The sequence below is a fragment of the Actinoplanes sp. CA-142083 genome (assembly GCF_050942195.1).
GTDB lineage: Bacteria > Actinomycetota > Actinomycetes > Mycobacteriales > Micromonosporaceae > Actinoplanes.
This window is the reverse complement of sequence record NZ_CP192076.1, coordinates 4,546,134-4,561,182: the sequence shown is the minus strand read 5'-3', so window position 1 is coordinate 4,561,182 and position 15,049 is coordinate 4,546,134. Positions and strand designations below refer to the sequence as shown.

The window sequence follows — 15,049 nt, the reverse complement described above, 5'->3', positions numbered from 1 at the left end:
CGATGATCGATCTGGCCAAGCTCCCGCCGGAGCGGAAGATCCCGGCCGCGCACGCGCAGCTGCGCCGCGAAGTTCTCGAGCGGCATGTGACCGAGTCCCTCGCGCCTCGGTCCCGGCGGGTGACGTACCGGCTGGTGGTGGTAGCAGCGGGCGCCTCCGTGCTGATGTTCGGCGGGGCGGCGGCGGCCTATGTGGCGCTCAGGCCGGCCACGGTCCCGGTGGCCGACCAGACCCGCTGCTACACCAGGGCGTCGCTGAAGGGCGGCGACCACGACTTCTACGGCACGACGGTCGGGCAGGCGGTGCCGGCGGCCGGGCAGCGCAAGGCGGAGGCCGCGGTCGACGCCTGCGCGGCGCTGTGGCGCCAGGGGCTGCTGACGCTGGACTCCAAGGAGGTCGGCATGCCGGCCGAGAAGCGCGACGACTTCCCGGTGCCGGCGCTGATCGCCTGCACGCTGGACAACGGGATCGCGGCGGTGATGCCGGGCGACGAGCAGACGTGCGCCCGGCTGGGACTGCCCCGCCTTCAGGAGTGAGTTAGCGCCACTCGATGAAGGTGGCGTGGTCGTTCATCGCGCCGCCCGACCAGTCGGCCGCGACCGAGGCGCCCGAGCCGTACGTGCCGTGCCCGTTGTCCCAGTACGTGGCGTCGCACAGGCCGTACTCGCGGCCGGAGCCCGCCTTGTCGTTCCAGGCCGTGGGGAACTGGAAGTAGAAGTCGATGTCGCTGCTGGTGTCGCACCCGCTCGAGCCGGTGTGGGTGTAACTGGAGCCGCTGTAACCGGTGTTCCAGTACGAGACGCCGAGCACGGTGGTGGCCAGGGCCGCCGTCTTGAGCTGGCTCGTGCTCAGCGTGGTGGCGCCGGCCGGCAGCTTGATCAGGCCGTGGGTGGCGAAGGAGATCGCCTCGGGGAAGGTGGCGAAGCAGGTCGGCGCGCCGGGCGCGGTGGTGGGCGTGCCGGCCTCGGCGACGCAGTGCTGGGCCACGGGCGCGGCGTGGGCCGGGGTGGACGCGAAGAAGATGGTGGCGAGCAACAGCGCGGACGACAGCGCGAAGACCTTCCGGAGCAATGACATCGTTCCCCCGCTTCCGATTCACGTAGATCGATCCGTCGTCCACTGTGTCCCATGCACGTGCGGTAGTCAACCCGTTACAGAAATGTCAGGTCGTGAGTGGGAAGCGCCCGGCCGGGCCGTTTGGGTGGATTCCGGACCGTCATCTCGGAAAGCGAGAGAACCTTGCCTTAGCCGGATGGAAGGCACGAACTCTCGCTAATCTGGGCTAGTGCGGCAATACGGACAAGCGCCGGAAATCGAGGCCGTCATCACGGCGCTCGTGTTTCGTGCCGGGCCGCTGCTGTGCGCGCTGCGGCTCGACGAGGTCATCGAGACCATGCGGCCGATGGAGACCCTGCCGCTGGCCGGGACCCCGACGTTCGTGCTGGGCATCAGCATCCTGCGCGGGGTGCCCACGCCGGTGATCGACGTGTCCCGCCTGCTCGGCGGCGGCGCCTGCGACAACCCGCAGCGCTACGTCACCGTGCGGACCGAGCGGGGCGCGGTCGCCCTGGCCACCGGCCCGGTGCTCGGCATCCGGACCGTCGACACCGACGAGGCCGGCGGCCACCCGGCGCTGCTCGGCGGCGCCTCCAGCCGCCTCGTGGCCGGAGTGGGCACGGTCGGCGCCGAGCCGCTGATGCTGCTGCAGAGCATGCGCACGGTGCCCGACGAGGTGTGGGAAGCGGCGGCGGCCGCGGGCGTGCCGTGACCGCCACCGGCGCGGAGATCACCCGGTTCCGTGAGTTGCTCGCCCGGCGCCTCGGCTGGACGTTCACCGACCGCGACGCCGGGCAGCTGGCGCCGCTGCTCGACGAGCGGGCACGGGCTGCCCGGATGGGCCGCGACGACTACCTCAACCGGCTGGCCGCGCGGCCGTGGGGCGACGAGCTCACCGAGCTGGTCGAGCGGCTCAGCATCACCGAGACCTACTTCTTCCGGCACGGCGAGCAGTTCCAGGCGCTGCGCGAGGAGGCGCTGCCGAACCGCATCGCGGCGCGGGCGGCCGAGCGCGCGCTGCGGCTGCTGTCGGTGGCCTGCTCGTCGGGCGAGGAGGCGTACAGCCTCGCGATAAGCGCCCGGGCCGCGCTGCCGGGCGAGGACTGGCTGCTGAGCGTCGTCGGCGTCGACGCCAATCCGGTGATGCTGGGGCTGGCCGCGGCGAACCGCTATTCCGCGTGGTCGCTGAGGGAGACCCCCGACGACGTACGCGCCCGCTGGTTCCACCAGGACGGGGCCGGCTACCGCGTGGCCGACGACGCCGCGCGGATCACCCAGTTCCGCCGCTACAACGTCGCCGACCCCGACGACGAGCTGTGGCGCCCCGACCAGTACGACGTGATCTTCTGCCGCAACCTGCTCATGTACCTCACCCCGGACGTCGCGTCCTCGCTGGTGGACCGGATGGCCGCGGCGCTCGCCCCGGGCGGCTACCTGTTCCTCGGCCACACCGACTCGCTCGGCTCCGGCCCGGCCGGGCTGGAGCTGCGCCACACCCACCATGCGTTCTACTACCGCCGGCCGGCCGCCGTCACGGCCGGCGCTCCCCCGGCGCAGCGGCCCGCGACCGCCTGGGCCGAGCCTGTCCCGCCGTCCGACGAGGTCTACAACAAGGCGGTCGTCCTGCTCGGCGAGGAGCGGTTCGCCGAGGCCCTCGCACTGCTCGACCAGCGGCCGCCCGAGCCGGAGCGGTCCCGCGACCGGCTGCTGCGCGGCGTGCTGCTCGCCCTCTCCGGACGCCTCGACGAGGCCGGCGAGGCGGCCCGGCGGCTCACCGAGGACGACGGCCTCAACGCGGACGCACATCAGCTGTACGGGCTCTGCCGGGAGGGCCTGGGCGAGGTCGAGGAGGCGATCGGGCAGTACCGCCTCGCGGCGTACCTCGACCCGGTCTTCGCTCTGCCCCGGCTGCGACTCGGGCAGCTGGCCCGGCGGCGGGGCGACGAGCGGATCGCGGCCGGTGAGCTGGAGCGCGCGCAGACCCTGCTGGCGGGCGAGGACGACCTGCGCATCCTGCTGTTCGGCGGCGGGTTCGGGCGGATCGCCCTGACCGTGCTGAGCCGCGCCGAGCTGGACGCGTGCGAGGTGAGGCGATGACACCCCCTGTGTCCACCTGTAGATCGGAATTAGGCCGCGAGCTGTTGTTCGGTGCTGTGCCGTGCGTTCCCGTGCAGGGCCGGGTCGTAGGTGGTGTTGTTCTGCCAGCAGCGCCAGATGATGCGGACCCAAGCTCGGGCGAGGATGCGGGTGGCGTGCGGGTGGTCTTTGCCGCTGGCGCGGGCCCGGTCATAGATGTCGGCGGCCCAGGGGCTGGCGTGGCGGCTGTTGTCGGCGAACGTGGTGATGGCCTGGCGGAGCCGTTTGTTGCAGGCCCAGCGGAACGACACGCCGCGTTGTTTGCCGGATGCCTTGGTGACGGGGGTGATCCCGGCCAGCGCGGCGATGGCGTCGGGATGCTCGAACGCGGCCCTTGCGTCACCCCATTCGGCCAGGATCTGGGCGGCGTTGACGGTCCCGGCGCGGGGGAAGGACTGGAAGATTTTCCCGTCGGGGTGGGTGTCCATCTTCTCGGCGATGGCCCGGTCGAGGTCCTTGATCGCGGTGTTGAGCGCCTTGATCACGCTGACCTGGGCCAGCACCGCCGCACGGACTCCCGTGCACAGGTCAGGATCGGTGGTGCCGGCCGGCGCCGAGCGCAGGCGGGTCAGGAGAACCGCCGCGGGCCTTTTGCCGGAGTAACTCTGCTTGGTGCAGAACGCGGCGAGCCGGGCCTCGGTCAAGGGGGCTGCCGACACGGCGGTCGGGTATTTCGTGAGGAAAGCCAGCGCAATCGCCGAGGACAGGCTGGCGAAGATCGCCTTGCCTCCGGGCCAGTGCGCGTCCAGCAGCGCGGCGAGCTGGTTGACCGCGGCCACCCGGGCCTCGACCAGGTCACCGCGGCTGCGGGTCACCGTCCGCAAAGCCTTGGTAGGCCCCGAATACGGGACCGCCGGCCGCAGCCGGTGGATCCGCACGCGCAGGTAATCAGCGATCACCTGTGCGTCACCTGGGTCGGATTTGGCGCCGGAGAGAACCTCGGCCTCACGCCAGGCCTTGATCGCGTTCGGCTTGACCGGCATCACCGGATGCCCAGCCTCCAGCAGAGCGTCCACCAGACGCCCATCCGGACGCTCGATCGCCACCGGCGTCAACTCGGTGTCGCCGAGCTTGCCCAGCCGCACGACCAGCCTGGCGAACCCGGCAGCGGTGTGCTCGACGGTGAACGCCGCGACCTTGCGGCCACCCTGGTCCAGCACACACACGGCATGCTCGGTGGTCGCCCAGTCGATCCCGACGAAGAACAACGGCCCCTCTTGCAGCGACAACCTCGTCGCCTTCCCGTTCGCAGCAACAGGCAGGAGCCAGGCGGAGGCGAAGGAACCGATTGTCGAGCGGTCACTAACCGGCGCTCTGCGGCGCGTCCCTCTGTCATCGATCAGCGGTTCCGGGGAAGCCGGGGGCGGCAGTGTCATCGAAGCCCACAAGGGGCAACCATCAAAGGCCGTCACCCCGACTTCCGCCTAGTTCCTACCACAAGCCCCATCCAGGGGCCCGCACGGAAGAGGGTGCACTAGTGACCGTCACGCCCGTCGACCCGGCGACCCGGATCGCGAGCCTGCGCGAGGAGTTCGACCGCTCGTTCGCCGAGCCGGTGCGCCGTCACGACGAGGAGCACGTCGAGCTGCTGGCGATCCGGGCCGGCGGCCGCCCGTACGCCCTGCGTCTCGCCCAGACCCAGGGCCTGCACCCGGACCGCCCGGTCACGCCGCTGCCCGGCCCCCTGCCGTCACTGCTCGGCCTGGCCGGCTTCGCCGGCACCGTCGTCCCGGTCTACGACCTCGCCGCCCTGCTCGGCCACCCGGTCGCCGACCGCCCGCGCTGGCTGGTCCTCCCGCTCGGCACGCCGCAGCTGGGCCTCGCCTTCCACGAGCTGGACGGGCACGTGCGGGTGGTGGCCGACGCGATCGTCGCGGAGGACGCCGCCGAGGGCAGGCGGGGCTGCCTGCGCGGCATGGTCGACCTGGACGGTTTCTCCCGCCCGCTCATCGACGTCCCGGCGACCCGCGCCGTGGTGCACGCGCTGGCCGGGCACACCACTGAGGAGGTCGCACGATGATGTCCGGACGCACCTTCGGCGCCAAGCTCGCGGCCGGGTTCGGCCTGACCCTGGCGCTGACCTTGATCATGACCGCGACCTCGGGCTTCGCGTTGCGCTACGTGCTGGTCACCAAGGACAAGGTGATCCGGATCGCATCCACCAGCCTGGTCGAGACGCAGGCGCTGAACGCGATGATGGAGCGCCGGATCGCCGACTACCGCTCCTACCTGCTGGCCGGCACCCCGGAGGTGCTGACCACGGTCAACCAGGACCGGGCGAACTTCCTGCAGCAGGTAACCCGGGTGCGTGCCGCGCTGCAGAACGCGGACGCGATCCGGCTGCTGGACGTGGTCATCACCACCGAGGCCGCGCACGCCAAGATGATCGACGACGTGATGGACCAGCGCGCGAAGCTCCCCAAGGCCATCGACGTGCGCGACCTGAACACCGACGGGGTCAAGCAGTCCCGGGAGGCGGTCCAGAACGCGATCAACAATCTGATCACCCGGATCAAGAAGATCGTCGACGACACCCGCGCGGAGTCGTCGACCCGGGCCATGTGGGCGATCATCTGCATCATCGGGATCGGCGCGCTGCTGGTCGCCAGCGCGGCCGGGGTGGCCTGGCGGCTCAGCCGCGACCTGCGCCGCGAGGTGGGCGCCGCGGTCGGGCACATCCAGAGCTCGTCGGCGGAGCTCGAGGCGGCCGCGGCCCAGCAGGCCTCGGGCGGGCGCGACCAGTCCAGCGCGATGAACGAGATCACCACGACGATCAGCGAGCTGCTGATCACCTCGCGGCAGATCGCGGACAGCGCCCAGCGGGTCTCGAAGGTCGCCGAGGACACCGCCGACGCGGCCCGCAACGGCGACGCCACCATCGACCAGACCCGGGCCTCGATCAACGCGATCCGCGCCCAGGTCGATCAGATCGTGCAGCACATGCTCTCGCTCGGCGAGAAGTCGCAGCAGATCGGGACGGTCGTCGACCTGGTATCGGAGCTGGCCGAGCAGACCAACATCCTGGCGATCAACGCGACCATCGAGGCGAGCGGCGCCGGCGAGTGGGGCCGGCGCTTCGCGGTGGTGGCCGAGGAGATCCGCAAGCTCGCCGACCGCACGGCCGGGTCGGCCAAGGAGATCCGGGCGCTGATCGAGGACGTCCGCGGCGCGGTGAACACCACCGTGATGGCGACCGAGATCGGCGCCAAGGCGGTCGACACCGGCTCGCGGCAGTTCGACGACGCGACCAGCTCGTTCCGGCGCATCGCCCAGCTGGTGGCGACCACCAGCGACGCGACCCGGGAGATCGAGCTGTCCACCAAACAGCAGACCACGGCGGTCGAGCAGGTCAACTCGGCGGCCTCGGACACGGCCCGGGCGAGCCGCGAGACCGAGGCGAGCGCGGTGCAGACCAAGCAGACCGCGGCGCATCTGAGCACGCTCTCCGGCGACCTGCTCGACCTGGTCGGCACCGGGCGGCATTGAGATGGCCGAGGCCCGGGATCCGCTGCGCTACTTCCGGATCGAGGCGCGGGAGCTGGTCGACCAGATCAGCGCGGCCGTCCTCGACCTGGACCAGCAGCCCGGCCCGGACCTGGTGGCGCGGCTGCTGCGGTTCGCGCACACGCTCAAGGGCGCGGCCCGGGTGGTGAAGCAGTCCGCGATCGCCGACCGGGCGCATGAGTTCGAGGAGGTCCTCGTCCCGCACCGCGGCGACGCGACGCCGATCGCCGCCGACGAGGTGCGCGAGCTGCTGCGGCTCAACGACGAGATCGCCCGGTACGTCGCCGAGCTCGAGCAACCCCAGGCCCCGGTGCCGGCGCAGCCCTCCGAACCGGCCCACCCGGCGGCTCCCGCACAGGCGGCGCCACCCGCCGCCGGGGGGCCGGCCGACAAGCACGAGGACGACGCGCCCGCGCCCCGAGCGGTCACCGCCGACCTCGACGAGCTGCTCGACGCGATCGGCGAGGCCAACGCCCGCATCGCCCCGCTGCGCGACGGCCGGGACAATCTGGCACGGCTGCACCGCGGCGTCGAAGCCCTCGGCGAGCGGCTGCGCACCGGCCGCCAGATCGCCGAGGCCGAGTCCGCCGACGCCCGCGCCGCCGTCCAGCGCCTCGCCTCCGAGCTGGGCGCGCTCGGCCGCCGCTGGACCGACGCGGTCGACCAGGTGGAGCGCGAGCTCGACGAGGTGCGCGGCCGCGCCGAGGGCCTGCGCCTGGTCGCGGCCGGCACCATCTTCACGGCCCTGCACCGCGCGGTGCACGACGCCGCCGAGGCCGAGGGCAAGCGGGTGCGCTTCGTCGTGCACGGCGCCGAGACCCGGATGGGCCCGCACCTGCTCAACCAGGTCAACGGCGCCTTCCTGCACGTGGTCCGCAACGCGGTGGTGCACGGCATCGAGTCCGAACAGGGCCGGCAGGCGGCCGGCAAACCGGCCGAGGGGACGGTCACCGTCGAGGTGCAGCGTCGCGGCCGGTGGGCGCATTTCCGGTGTACGGACGACGGCCGCGGATTCGACCTGACCGCGCTCCGCCGTATCGCCGAGGCCCGTGGCCTGCTCCCGGCCGGCGTCGAGCCGGAGCCGCAGGAGCTGGTGGACCTCGTGCTGCACGGCGGGATAAGCACGTCGGACACGGTGACCGAGGTCGCCGGCCGGGGCATCGGCATGGACGTGGCCCGCGACGTGGCCGCCCAGCTCAACGGGACGGTGTCGATCGTCAACCGGCCGGGAGCGGGCGCGACCGTCGAGATCGTGGTGCCGCTGACCCTGCTGAGCATGAACGGGCTGATCGTCGAGGCGAGCGGCACGGTCGCGACGATGCCGATGGACGCCGTGCGGCGCTGCGTGCGGCTGCCCCGCGACGAGGCGGCCACCGCGCTCGCGAGCGGCCGGATCGCGCACGAGGGCCAGGTCGTGCCGTTCCTGCCGCTGGCCCGCACGCTCACCTACGCCCGCGACAACCAGGCCGGCTCGGGCGCGAGCGTCGCGGTGGTGCTCTCCGCGGACGAGCAGACCGTCGCCGTCGGCGTGGACCGGCTGGCCGGCACCACCACGCTGGTCGCCCGGCCGCTGCCCGACCTCGCCCCGGCCACGCCGGTGATCGGCAGCGTCTGCATCGACCTGGACGGCAATCCGCGGCTCGTGCTGGACCCGCACGGCCTGGTCGCGGCGGCCCGCGCCGACCCCGAGAGCGGCGGCCTGCCGCCCGAGGTGTTCGCGCCGCAGCGGCCGATCCTGGTGGTCGACGACTCGCTGACCACCCGGATGCTCGAGCGCAGCATCCTCGAGTCGGCCGGCTACGAGGTCGACCTGGCCGCCTCGGCCGAGGAGGGGCTCGACGTCGCGCACGCCCGCGACTACGGCCTGTTCCTCACCGACATCGACATGCCGGGCATGAACGGATTCGAGTTCGTCGAGCGCACCCGGGCCGACCCGGAGCTCGCCGCGGTGCCCGCCATCCTGGTCAGCTCCCGGTCCTCCGCCGAGGACCGGCGGCGCGGCGAGGAGGCGGGCGCCGCCGCGTACGTGGTGAAGGGCGAGTTCAACCAGGAGGAGTTGCTCGCGCACATCCGGAGGCTGATCCTTTGATGATCCGCGTCCTGCTGGTCGAGGACTCCGCGACCATGCGCGGTCACCTGCGCGAGTCCCTGGCCGCCGACCCCGATCTGCAGATCGTCGGCGAGGCGGCCGACGGCGACCAGGCGGTCGCGATGGTCGGCCGGCTGCGCCCGGACGTCGTGACCATGGACATGATGCTGCCGACCATGAGCGGGCTGGTCGCCACCGAGCACATCATGGCCGAGCACCCGACGCCGATCTTGGTGGTCTCCTCGGCCGACCGGCAGGAGCTGTTCAGCACGTACAACGCGCTCGCCGCCGGGGCGGTCGACGTGCTGGAGAAGCCGCGGGGCGACGCGAGCGACGCGGACTGGGGGCGGCGGCTCTGCGCGGCCGTACGCCTGGTGTCCCGGATCCGGGTGATCACCCACCCGCGCGCCCGGCTCGACGGCCGGCGCACCGCGCCGGACCCGCCCGCCGCCCTCCCGGTCACCGACACCCTGCGCCTCGTGACGGTCGGCGCCTCCACCGGCGGGCCGCGCGCGCTCACCGACCTGCTGCGCACGCTGCCGCTGGGCTTCCGCCCGCCGGTGCTGTGCGTGCAGCACATCGCGGCCAGCGAGCCGTTCGCGGTGGCGTTCTCCGACTGGCTGGCGGGGCAGACCGGGCGGGACGTCAGCTATGCCCGGGACTGGACGCCGATCGAGGCCGTCGCCGGCCGGGTGGTGCTCGCCCCGCCCGACCGGCACCTGCTGGTCCGCGACGGCCTGCTGCGGCTGAGCGACCTGCCGCCCCGGCACTCCTGCCGGCCCTCGGTGGACGTGCTCTTCGAGTCGGTGGCCGCTGAGCTCGGCCCGGCGGCGGCCGGCTGCCTGCTCACCGGGATGGGCCGGGACGGCGCCGAGGGGCTGCTGGCGATGCGCTCGCGCGGGGCGGCCACGTTCGCCCAGGACGAGGCGAGCTGCGTGGTGTACGGCATGCCCCGCGAGGCCGCGCTGCTCGGCGCCGCCTCGTACGTGCTGCCGCCGGCCCGGATGGCCACCCGGCTCGCCGAGCTCCAGCCGGTCGGGGGCCGCCGATGAGCCACCGGGTGCTGATCGTCGACGACAGCCTGACCGTGCGGATGGACCTGCACGACGCGTTCACCGCGGCCGGCTTCGCCACGATGCTCTGCGCCAGCGGCGAGGAGGCCCGGACCGCCTTCGTGGGCGACGGCTTCGACGCGGCGGTCCTGGACGTGCTGCTGCCCGACGCGGACGGGCTCGAGCTGCTCACCGAGCTGCGCCGCATGCCGGACCGGGCCGGTGTGGTCACGGTGCTGCTGTCCACCGAGGACGAGGTGGCGTCACGGCTCGCGGGGCTGCGCGTCGGCGCCGACGAGTACGTGGGCAAGCCGTACGACGCCGCGTACGTGGTGGCCCGGGTACGGCAGCTGCTCGGCGAGATGCCCACGGTCGCCGAGGACCGGATCACGGTGCTGGTGATCGACGACAGCATGACCTTCCGCGAGCAGCTGCGCGACCTGCTGGAGCCGGAGGGCTACTCGGTGGTGACCGCGCCCTCGGGCGAGGAGGGGCTGCGGATCGCCGCCGACCGACGACCGCAGGCGATCATCGTGGACGGGGTGATGCCCGGCATCGACGGCGCCACGGTGATCCGGCGGGTGCGGCTCGACCCGGCGCTGCGCGACATCCCGTGCATCCTGATGACCGCGGCCGACGACTACGCCACCGAGCTGCAGATGCTCGACGCCGGCGCGGACGCGTTCGTCCGCAAGCAGCAGAACCTGGCGATCGTGCCGGCCAAGCTCAACGCGGTGCTGCGGCAGAGCGCGGACCAGCTGCCGATCGAGGTCACCGGCAGCCTGCACGGGCCGAGCAAGGTGCTGGCCCTGACCCCGGACCGGGAAGGGCTGGCCGAGCTCGCCGAGTCGCTGCGCGCCGAGGGATACGACGTGGTGCCGGTGGCGCGCACCCAGGACGCGCTGGACCTGCTCGCCGCGCAGCCGGTCGACTGCATCGTGCTCGGGCTGGGGCTCGACGGCGACCTGGGACGCGACGCGTGCCGCCGGATCAAGGACGTGCCGGTGATTGGCGAGACGCCGGTGGTGATGACCGGCGAGAACGACGACGACATGCTCGCCTGCCTGGCGGCCGGCGCCGACGACTACGTGCGCTCGGGTTCCGGGTCCGAGGCGTTGCGCGCGCACGTCCGTACGCAGATCCGCCGTAAGCAATCGCACGACGAGAGCCGGCGGATCCGCGAGGAGCTGATGCGCCGCGAACTGGACGCGGCCGAGGAGCGCTCGGCGCGGCAGCTGGCCGAGACCCGGGCGGCGCTGGTCGAGGAGCTGGAGTGGCGCAACCGGGAGCTGGAGGCGTTCTCCGGCTCGGTCTCGCACGACCTGCGCGGGCCGCTGCAAGTGATCAGCAGCTTCGCCGAGCACATGCTCGACGACGAGGACGACCCGCTCAGCCCCGAGGCGCGCCGCCGGCTCGGCCGGATCCAGGCGGCCGCGGGCCGGATGGCCGATCTGGTGGAGTCGCTGCTGATCCTGGCCCGGGCCAGCCGCGGGCAGCTGCGCCGGGAGTCGTTCGACCTGACGGCGACCGCGTGGCAGGTGGTCGGCGAGGTGGAGGCGCGGGACCAGTCGCGCAAGGTGGCGTTCACCGTGCAGGACGGTATGACCGCGGACGCCGACGAGGGCCTGGTCCGGGTGATCCTGGAGAACCTGGTCAACAACGCGGTCAAGTTCACCGGCAAGGTCGCGACGCCGGCGGTGGAGATCGGGGTGTCGGGCGACCGGTTCTTCGTCCGGGACAACGGCGCCGGCTTCCCGGCCGGGAAGTCGGGCGAGCTGTTCCGGCCGTTCGCGCGGCTGCACAGCGCCGACGAGTTCCCGGGCACGGGGATCGGGTTGACCACCGTGCACCGGGCGGTCGAGCGGCACGGCGGCGAGATCTGGGCGGAGGGCGAGAACGGGAGCGGGGCGACGTTCTGGTTCACCCTGCCGCAGGCGGCGACCACCGCCGCCACCTCCACCGCGACGCCGCCTACGGATCGACGCGGGCAGGCCCGCCGCCACGGCTGACTGCCGGCATCAGGGGATGTAGGCGAGTCCGTCCGAGACCACGGTGGGGCGGCCGCTGGTGCCGGCCACCACGACCATGACGGTGTGCTTGCCCGGGGTCAGCGTGCGTGTCCACAGTGCCTGCCGGTAGGCCGTCGCCGACTGTCTGGTGTCGATCGTGGCGATCTTCTTGCCGTCCAGGTAGACGTAGGCTTTTCCGGTCTTGGCGCCCCGCGAGAACAACAGGGCCACGGAACGCCCGCTGAAGGCGTACGAGAGCTTGGTGTTGGCCTTTGTCGCCGCCAGCGCCTTGCCGCTCAAGTAAGCCGAGCCCGTGCGCGTGCTCCACGTGCCGGTGCGCTTGGCCGAGGTCTCGCCGATCAGCATGGTCTTGCGCTGAACGGTGGCCGTGCGCGCGTTGCCCGAGTAATCCTTCGCGGTCACCGTGAAGTTGGTCGCGGCGCCCGGACGCATGCCCGTGTTCCACGCGGTCGACGTCGGCGAGACGGTGGCTTTCGCGGGTGCGGTGAAGGCGAGCGACGAGACCTTGACGTTGTCGGTGGCGCGATAGGTGACGGTCACGGGCGCGTAGGTGGTGCTGTAGGTGCCGCCGCGCAGGGTGACGGCGGGAGCGCTCAAGGCCGGAGCGGTGGCGTCGGCGATCATCTTGGTCGCGCTGGTCGTCGCGGTCGCTCCCGAGATGTGTACGGCCCGGATCGCGACCGCATGCGTGCCCGCCGTCAGCGTGACCGGGGCGCTGCGGGCGCTCGCCGGTGCGGTCTTGGCCACCTTGCCGTCGACGAGCACCTCGAATCGCGCCAGGTACTCCGACGGGGTTCCGACCTGCCAGTTCACGGTCACCGCCGTACGGGCGTAAAAGACGCCGCTGACCACCGTGCCGCCGCCGAAAGTCGTGGCCGTCAGGCCGGAAACCATGTTGAGGGCGAGCGCGCGGATCGACGGGAGACGGGCGTAGAGGTTGTTGCCCGGGCATTCGGTGGCGACGCCGTCGCGGTGCCCGGAGATCCGCTGGAAGGTGACGACCTCGCCGGGCTTGAACTTGCCGTCCGGCGCGCCCTCGGTGAGCTGCGCGGTCGTGTTCGGGTTGTGGCCGTAGGCGCCCAGCCGGGCCGCGGCGACCTGCGCGATCGTCAGCTCGGCGGGGCCGGGCGACGCCGCGGTGCTGTAGTTGCCCAGGACCGCGATGCCCGCCGAGTTGGTGTTGAAGCCGTAGGTGTGCGCGCCGATGACCGCCTTGGTGACGCCGCCCTTGCGGCCCTCGAAGAGCGTGCCGCACTTGTCGACCAGGAAGTTGTAGCCGATGTCGGACCAGCCGTTGCTCTTCACGTGGTAGCTCTGGATCGCCCGGACGATGCTCGGCGAGTCCGCGCACGAGTAGTTGTTGGTCTCGGCGGTGTGGTGGACGAAGAGCACGCGCACCTCGGAGGCGACGCTGATCGGGTCGGTGACCAGGCGCTCGTCGGCGGACCACTGGGCGCGGCCGACGTAACTCGGCAGCGGGGTGGCCAGCGGCGTCGTCGAGGTCGGGGTGGGCAGCGCCGTGGTCGGTGCTGTCGTCGGCGCCGTAGTCGCGGGTGTCGTCGCCGCCGTCGTCGCGGGTGTCGTTGCCGGAGTCGTGGCCGGGTCGGCGGCCGGGGTGGTGGTCGCCGCGGTGGTCGTGGGCGTGTCGGTCGGCTCGGTTGTCTCCGGGCTCGTGGTTTCCGGGCTGGGCGTCTCCTCGCCGGCCGACGCGCTCGGCTCCGGCTCGCCGCCGCCGCGGCCGCCCTTCTGACCCGGGTCGACCAGGTCCAGCCGCAGCCCCTTGGGGAGGCCGCCGCCGGCGATCCGGGCCGCGACCCCGTCCGAGGGACCGACCCACAGCGGCTCGGTGGCGCCCCGGCCGGTCTCGGTTCCGTCGGCGCCGCCCTCGCCCGCCTCCAAGGTCTGCCACGCGGTCCACTTGCCGGTGGCGACGCTGTGGGTGCGGATCTCCACGGCCCCGCGCGGCGCGGCCTTGGGGTCGGTCCAGCTGATCCCGAGCAGGCTGAAGCGCTTGGTCGTCCGCTGCGGGACGTCGACGGACTCGGCCTTGTCGTCGGCGGGCGCGATGTCGAGCGTGTCGACCTTCGCCTCGATCTCGGGGGCCGGCGGGTTCGGGTCGGGCGCCAGCGCGATCACCCCCGCCACGGCCTCCGGGGTCCCCGATGGCCAAGCCATCACCACCGTGGCGCCACCCGCGGCGACCACCGCCACGCTCGCGCCTACACCGATTGCCCAACGCCGATTCACGCCGTCCCCCTCCGCAGCCGGGCGAAGAGTAGCGGGAAGTGGATCTATGGGCCACCCCGGGTGGTTTATCGCAAAATCAAGGACAGCGCGACGGCCGGGCGAGCGGTGGACTGGACGGCATGTTCGAAGTGCGGTTCTTCACCGAGCTCCACCCGCCGGACGAGTCCGTGGTTCTGCGCGCCGCCGCCGACGGGTGGCAGGACCGGGCCGGCGCGTACACCGGCGGGGCGTGGCTCTTCGCCGTTCACGATGTCGTCGACGCCGAGCGGTTCGAATTCAAGTTCGTGCTGGACGGCACCTGGATGGACGGCGACAACCTGGTCGTCCGCCCCGCCGACGGCGGACCGTTCGACTACGACGACCAGGACGTCCGCTTCAACCCCATGCCGGCCGTGGTCACCGAGAACGGGCGCGTCCAGCAACGGTTCTTCAAGCCCGCCCTCGACGAGCAGCACCGGTACGACGTCATCGTGGTCGGCTCCGGCATGGGCGGCGGCCTGCTCGCCGACGAACTGAGCGACGCGGGCGCCGATGTGCTCGTCCTGGAGGCGGGGTCGTATCTCTTCCCGACCCACGTCGCGAACCTTCCCCGGCGGCTGCGGATCGGGAAGTTCGACAAGCACGTGTGGGGTCTCTATCCCGACTTCAGCTTCGCCAACTACGTCAACGCGCCCGGCTCGTTCTTCGGCGGCGCGCAGGCGTTCAACCTCGGCGGGCGGTCCGTCTTCTGGGGCGGGCTGATCCCGCGGATGGGCGCGTGGGAGCTGGACACCTGGCCGGCGGTGGTCCGCGAGTACCTGCTGACCACCGGGTACCGGCTGGCCGAGGACGCGCTCAACCGCAACGGGGCCGCTCGGCTCCACCTTCCAGCAGGACGTCAAGCAACGGCTGACGGCGCTGCTCCCCGACTACGACCATCTCGACGCGCCGGTCGC

Annotated in this window: 12 protein-coding genes; 8 read left to right on the top strand and 4 right to left on the bottom strand. The window is 72.5% G+C overall.

Going from position 1 to position 15,049, the window contains the following annotated elements:
- Positions 1-2 precede the first annotated feature (2 nt).
- Positions 3-536, top strand: a complete 534-nt coding sequence (locus ACQPZX_RS20905; RefSeq protein WP_433383277.1) for a hypothetical protein — start codon at positions 3-5, stop codon at positions 534-536.
- Between the two features lies 1 nt (position 537).
- On the opposite strand, the gene ACQPZX_RS20900 is transcribed toward ACQPZX_RS20905, so the two are convergent.
- Positions 538-1,077: a hypothetical protein gene (locus tag ACQPZX_RS20900; RefSeq protein WP_433383275.1), complete on the bottom strand. Its 540-nt coding sequence runs from the start codon at positions 1,075-1,077 to the stop codon at positions 538-540.
- Between the two features lie 208 nt (positions 1,078-1,285).
- Here ACQPZX_RS20900 and ACQPZX_RS20895 point away from each other — a divergent pair, with 208 nt between their 5' ends.
- Together ACQPZX_RS20895 and ACQPZX_RS20890 are read left to right on the top strand one after the other, a co-directional pair.
- Positions 1,286-1,768, top strand: coding sequence for a chemotaxis protein CheW (locus tag ACQPZX_RS20895; protein ID WP_433383273.1), 483 nt, complete (start codon positions 1,286-1,288; stop codon positions 1,766-1,768).
- Complete coding sequence (locus ACQPZX_RS20890) at positions 1,765-3,153, top strand: CheR family methyltransferase (protein WP_433383271.1); 1,389 nt, start codon at positions 1,765-1,767, stop codon at positions 3,151-3,153. The genes ACQPZX_RS20895 and ACQPZX_RS20890 overlap by 4 nt, the downstream gene beginning before the upstream one ends.
- Before the next feature lie 29 nt (positions 3,154-3,182).
- Here ACQPZX_RS20890 and ACQPZX_RS20885 read toward each other — a convergent pair whose 3' ends face one another.
- Positions 3,183-4,421 carry an IS110 family transposase gene (locus tag ACQPZX_RS20885; RefSeq protein ID WP_433361267.1) on the bottom strand — a complete coding sequence of 413 codons (1,239 nt, stop codon included), beginning with the start codon at positions 4,419-4,421 and terminating at the stop codon, positions 3,183-3,185.
- A gap of 248 nt (positions 4,422-4,669) precedes the next feature.
- On the opposite strand from ACQPZX_RS20885, the gene ACQPZX_RS20880 reads away from it, so the two are divergent.
- Genes ACQPZX_RS20880 through ACQPZX_RS20860 form a run of 5 tightly spaced genes read left to right on the top strand, consistent with a single transcriptional unit; the run spans position 4,670 to position 11,846 of the window.
- The gene (locus tag ACQPZX_RS20880; protein WP_433383269.1) at positions 4,670-5,212 is read left to right on the top strand and encodes a chemotaxis protein CheW; all 543 of its coding nucleotides are present in this window, start codon (positions 4,670-4,672) and stop codon (positions 5,210-5,212) included.
- Positions 5,209-6,678: a methyl-accepting chemotaxis protein gene (locus ACQPZX_RS20875; protein WP_433383267.1), complete on the top strand. Its 1,470-nt coding sequence runs from the start codon at positions 5,209-5,211 to the stop codon at positions 6,676-6,678. The genes ACQPZX_RS20880 and ACQPZX_RS20875 overlap by 4 nt, the downstream gene beginning before the upstream one ends.
- A gap of 1 nt (position 6,679) precedes the next feature.
- Positions 6,680-8,785, top strand: a complete 2,106-nt coding sequence (locus tag ACQPZX_RS20870) for a hybrid sensor histidine kinase/response regulator (RefSeq protein ID WP_433383265.1) — start codon at positions 6,680-6,682, stop codon at positions 8,783-8,785.
- Complete coding sequence (gene cheB / locus ACQPZX_RS20865) at positions 8,785-9,837, top strand: chemotaxis-specific protein-glutamate methyltransferase CheB (protein ID WP_433383263.1); 1,053 nt, start codon at positions 8,785-8,787, stop codon at positions 9,835-9,837. Before ACQPZX_RS20870 ends, cheB begins: the two co-directional genes overlap by 1 nt.
- Positions 9,834-11,846, top strand: coding sequence for a response regulator (locus tag ACQPZX_RS20860; RefSeq protein ID WP_433383261.1), 2,013 nt, complete (start codon positions 9,834-9,836; stop codon positions 11,844-11,846). The genes cheB and ACQPZX_RS20860 overlap by 4 nt, the downstream gene beginning before the upstream one ends.
- Positions 11,847-11,855: 9 nt before the next feature.
- On the opposite strand, the gene ACQPZX_RS20855 is transcribed toward ACQPZX_RS20860, so the two are convergent.
- Positions 11,856-14,114: an N-acetylmuramoyl-L-alanine amidase gene (locus ACQPZX_RS20855; RefSeq protein WP_433383259.1), complete on the bottom strand. Its 2,259-nt coding sequence runs from the start codon at positions 14,112-14,114 to the stop codon at positions 11,856-11,858.
- A 65-nt stretch (positions 14,115-14,179) separates the two neighbouring features.
- Positions 14,180-14,737 carry a hypothetical protein gene (locus ACQPZX_RS20850; RefSeq protein ID WP_433383257.1) on the bottom strand — a complete coding sequence of 186 codons (558 nt, stop codon included), beginning with the start codon at positions 14,735-14,737 and terminating at the stop codon, positions 14,180-14,182.
- Between the last annotated feature and the right edge of the window lie 312 nt (positions 14,738-15,049).

What these genes read in the sequence shown, in the direction of transcription:
- ACQPZX_RS20905 (WP_433383277.1), top strand. Translation starts at nt 3, where the DNA reads ATGATCGATCTGGCCAAGCTCCCGCCGGAGCGGAAGATCCCGGCCGCG.
- ACQPZX_RS20900 (WP_433383275.1), bottom strand. Translation starts at nt 1,077, where the DNA reads ATGTCATTGCTCCGGAAGGTCTTCGCGCTGTCGTCCGCGCTGTTGCTC.
- ACQPZX_RS20875 (WP_433383267.1), top strand. Translation starts at nt 5,209, where the DNA reads ATGATGTCCGGACGCACCTTCGGCGCCAAGCTCGCGGCCGGGTTCGGC.
- ACQPZX_RS20870 (WP_433383265.1), top strand. Translation starts at nt 6,680, where the DNA reads ATGGCCGAGGCCCGGGATCCGCTGCGCTACTTCCGGATCGAGGCGCGG.
- cheB (WP_433383263.1), top strand. Translation starts at nt 8,785, where the DNA reads ATGATCCGCGTCCTGCTGGTCGAGGACTCCGCGACCATGCGCGGTCAC.
- ACQPZX_RS20860 (WP_433383261.1), top strand. Translation starts at nt 9,834, where the DNA reads ATGAGCCACCGGGTGCTGATCGTCGACGACAGCCTGACCGTGCGGATG.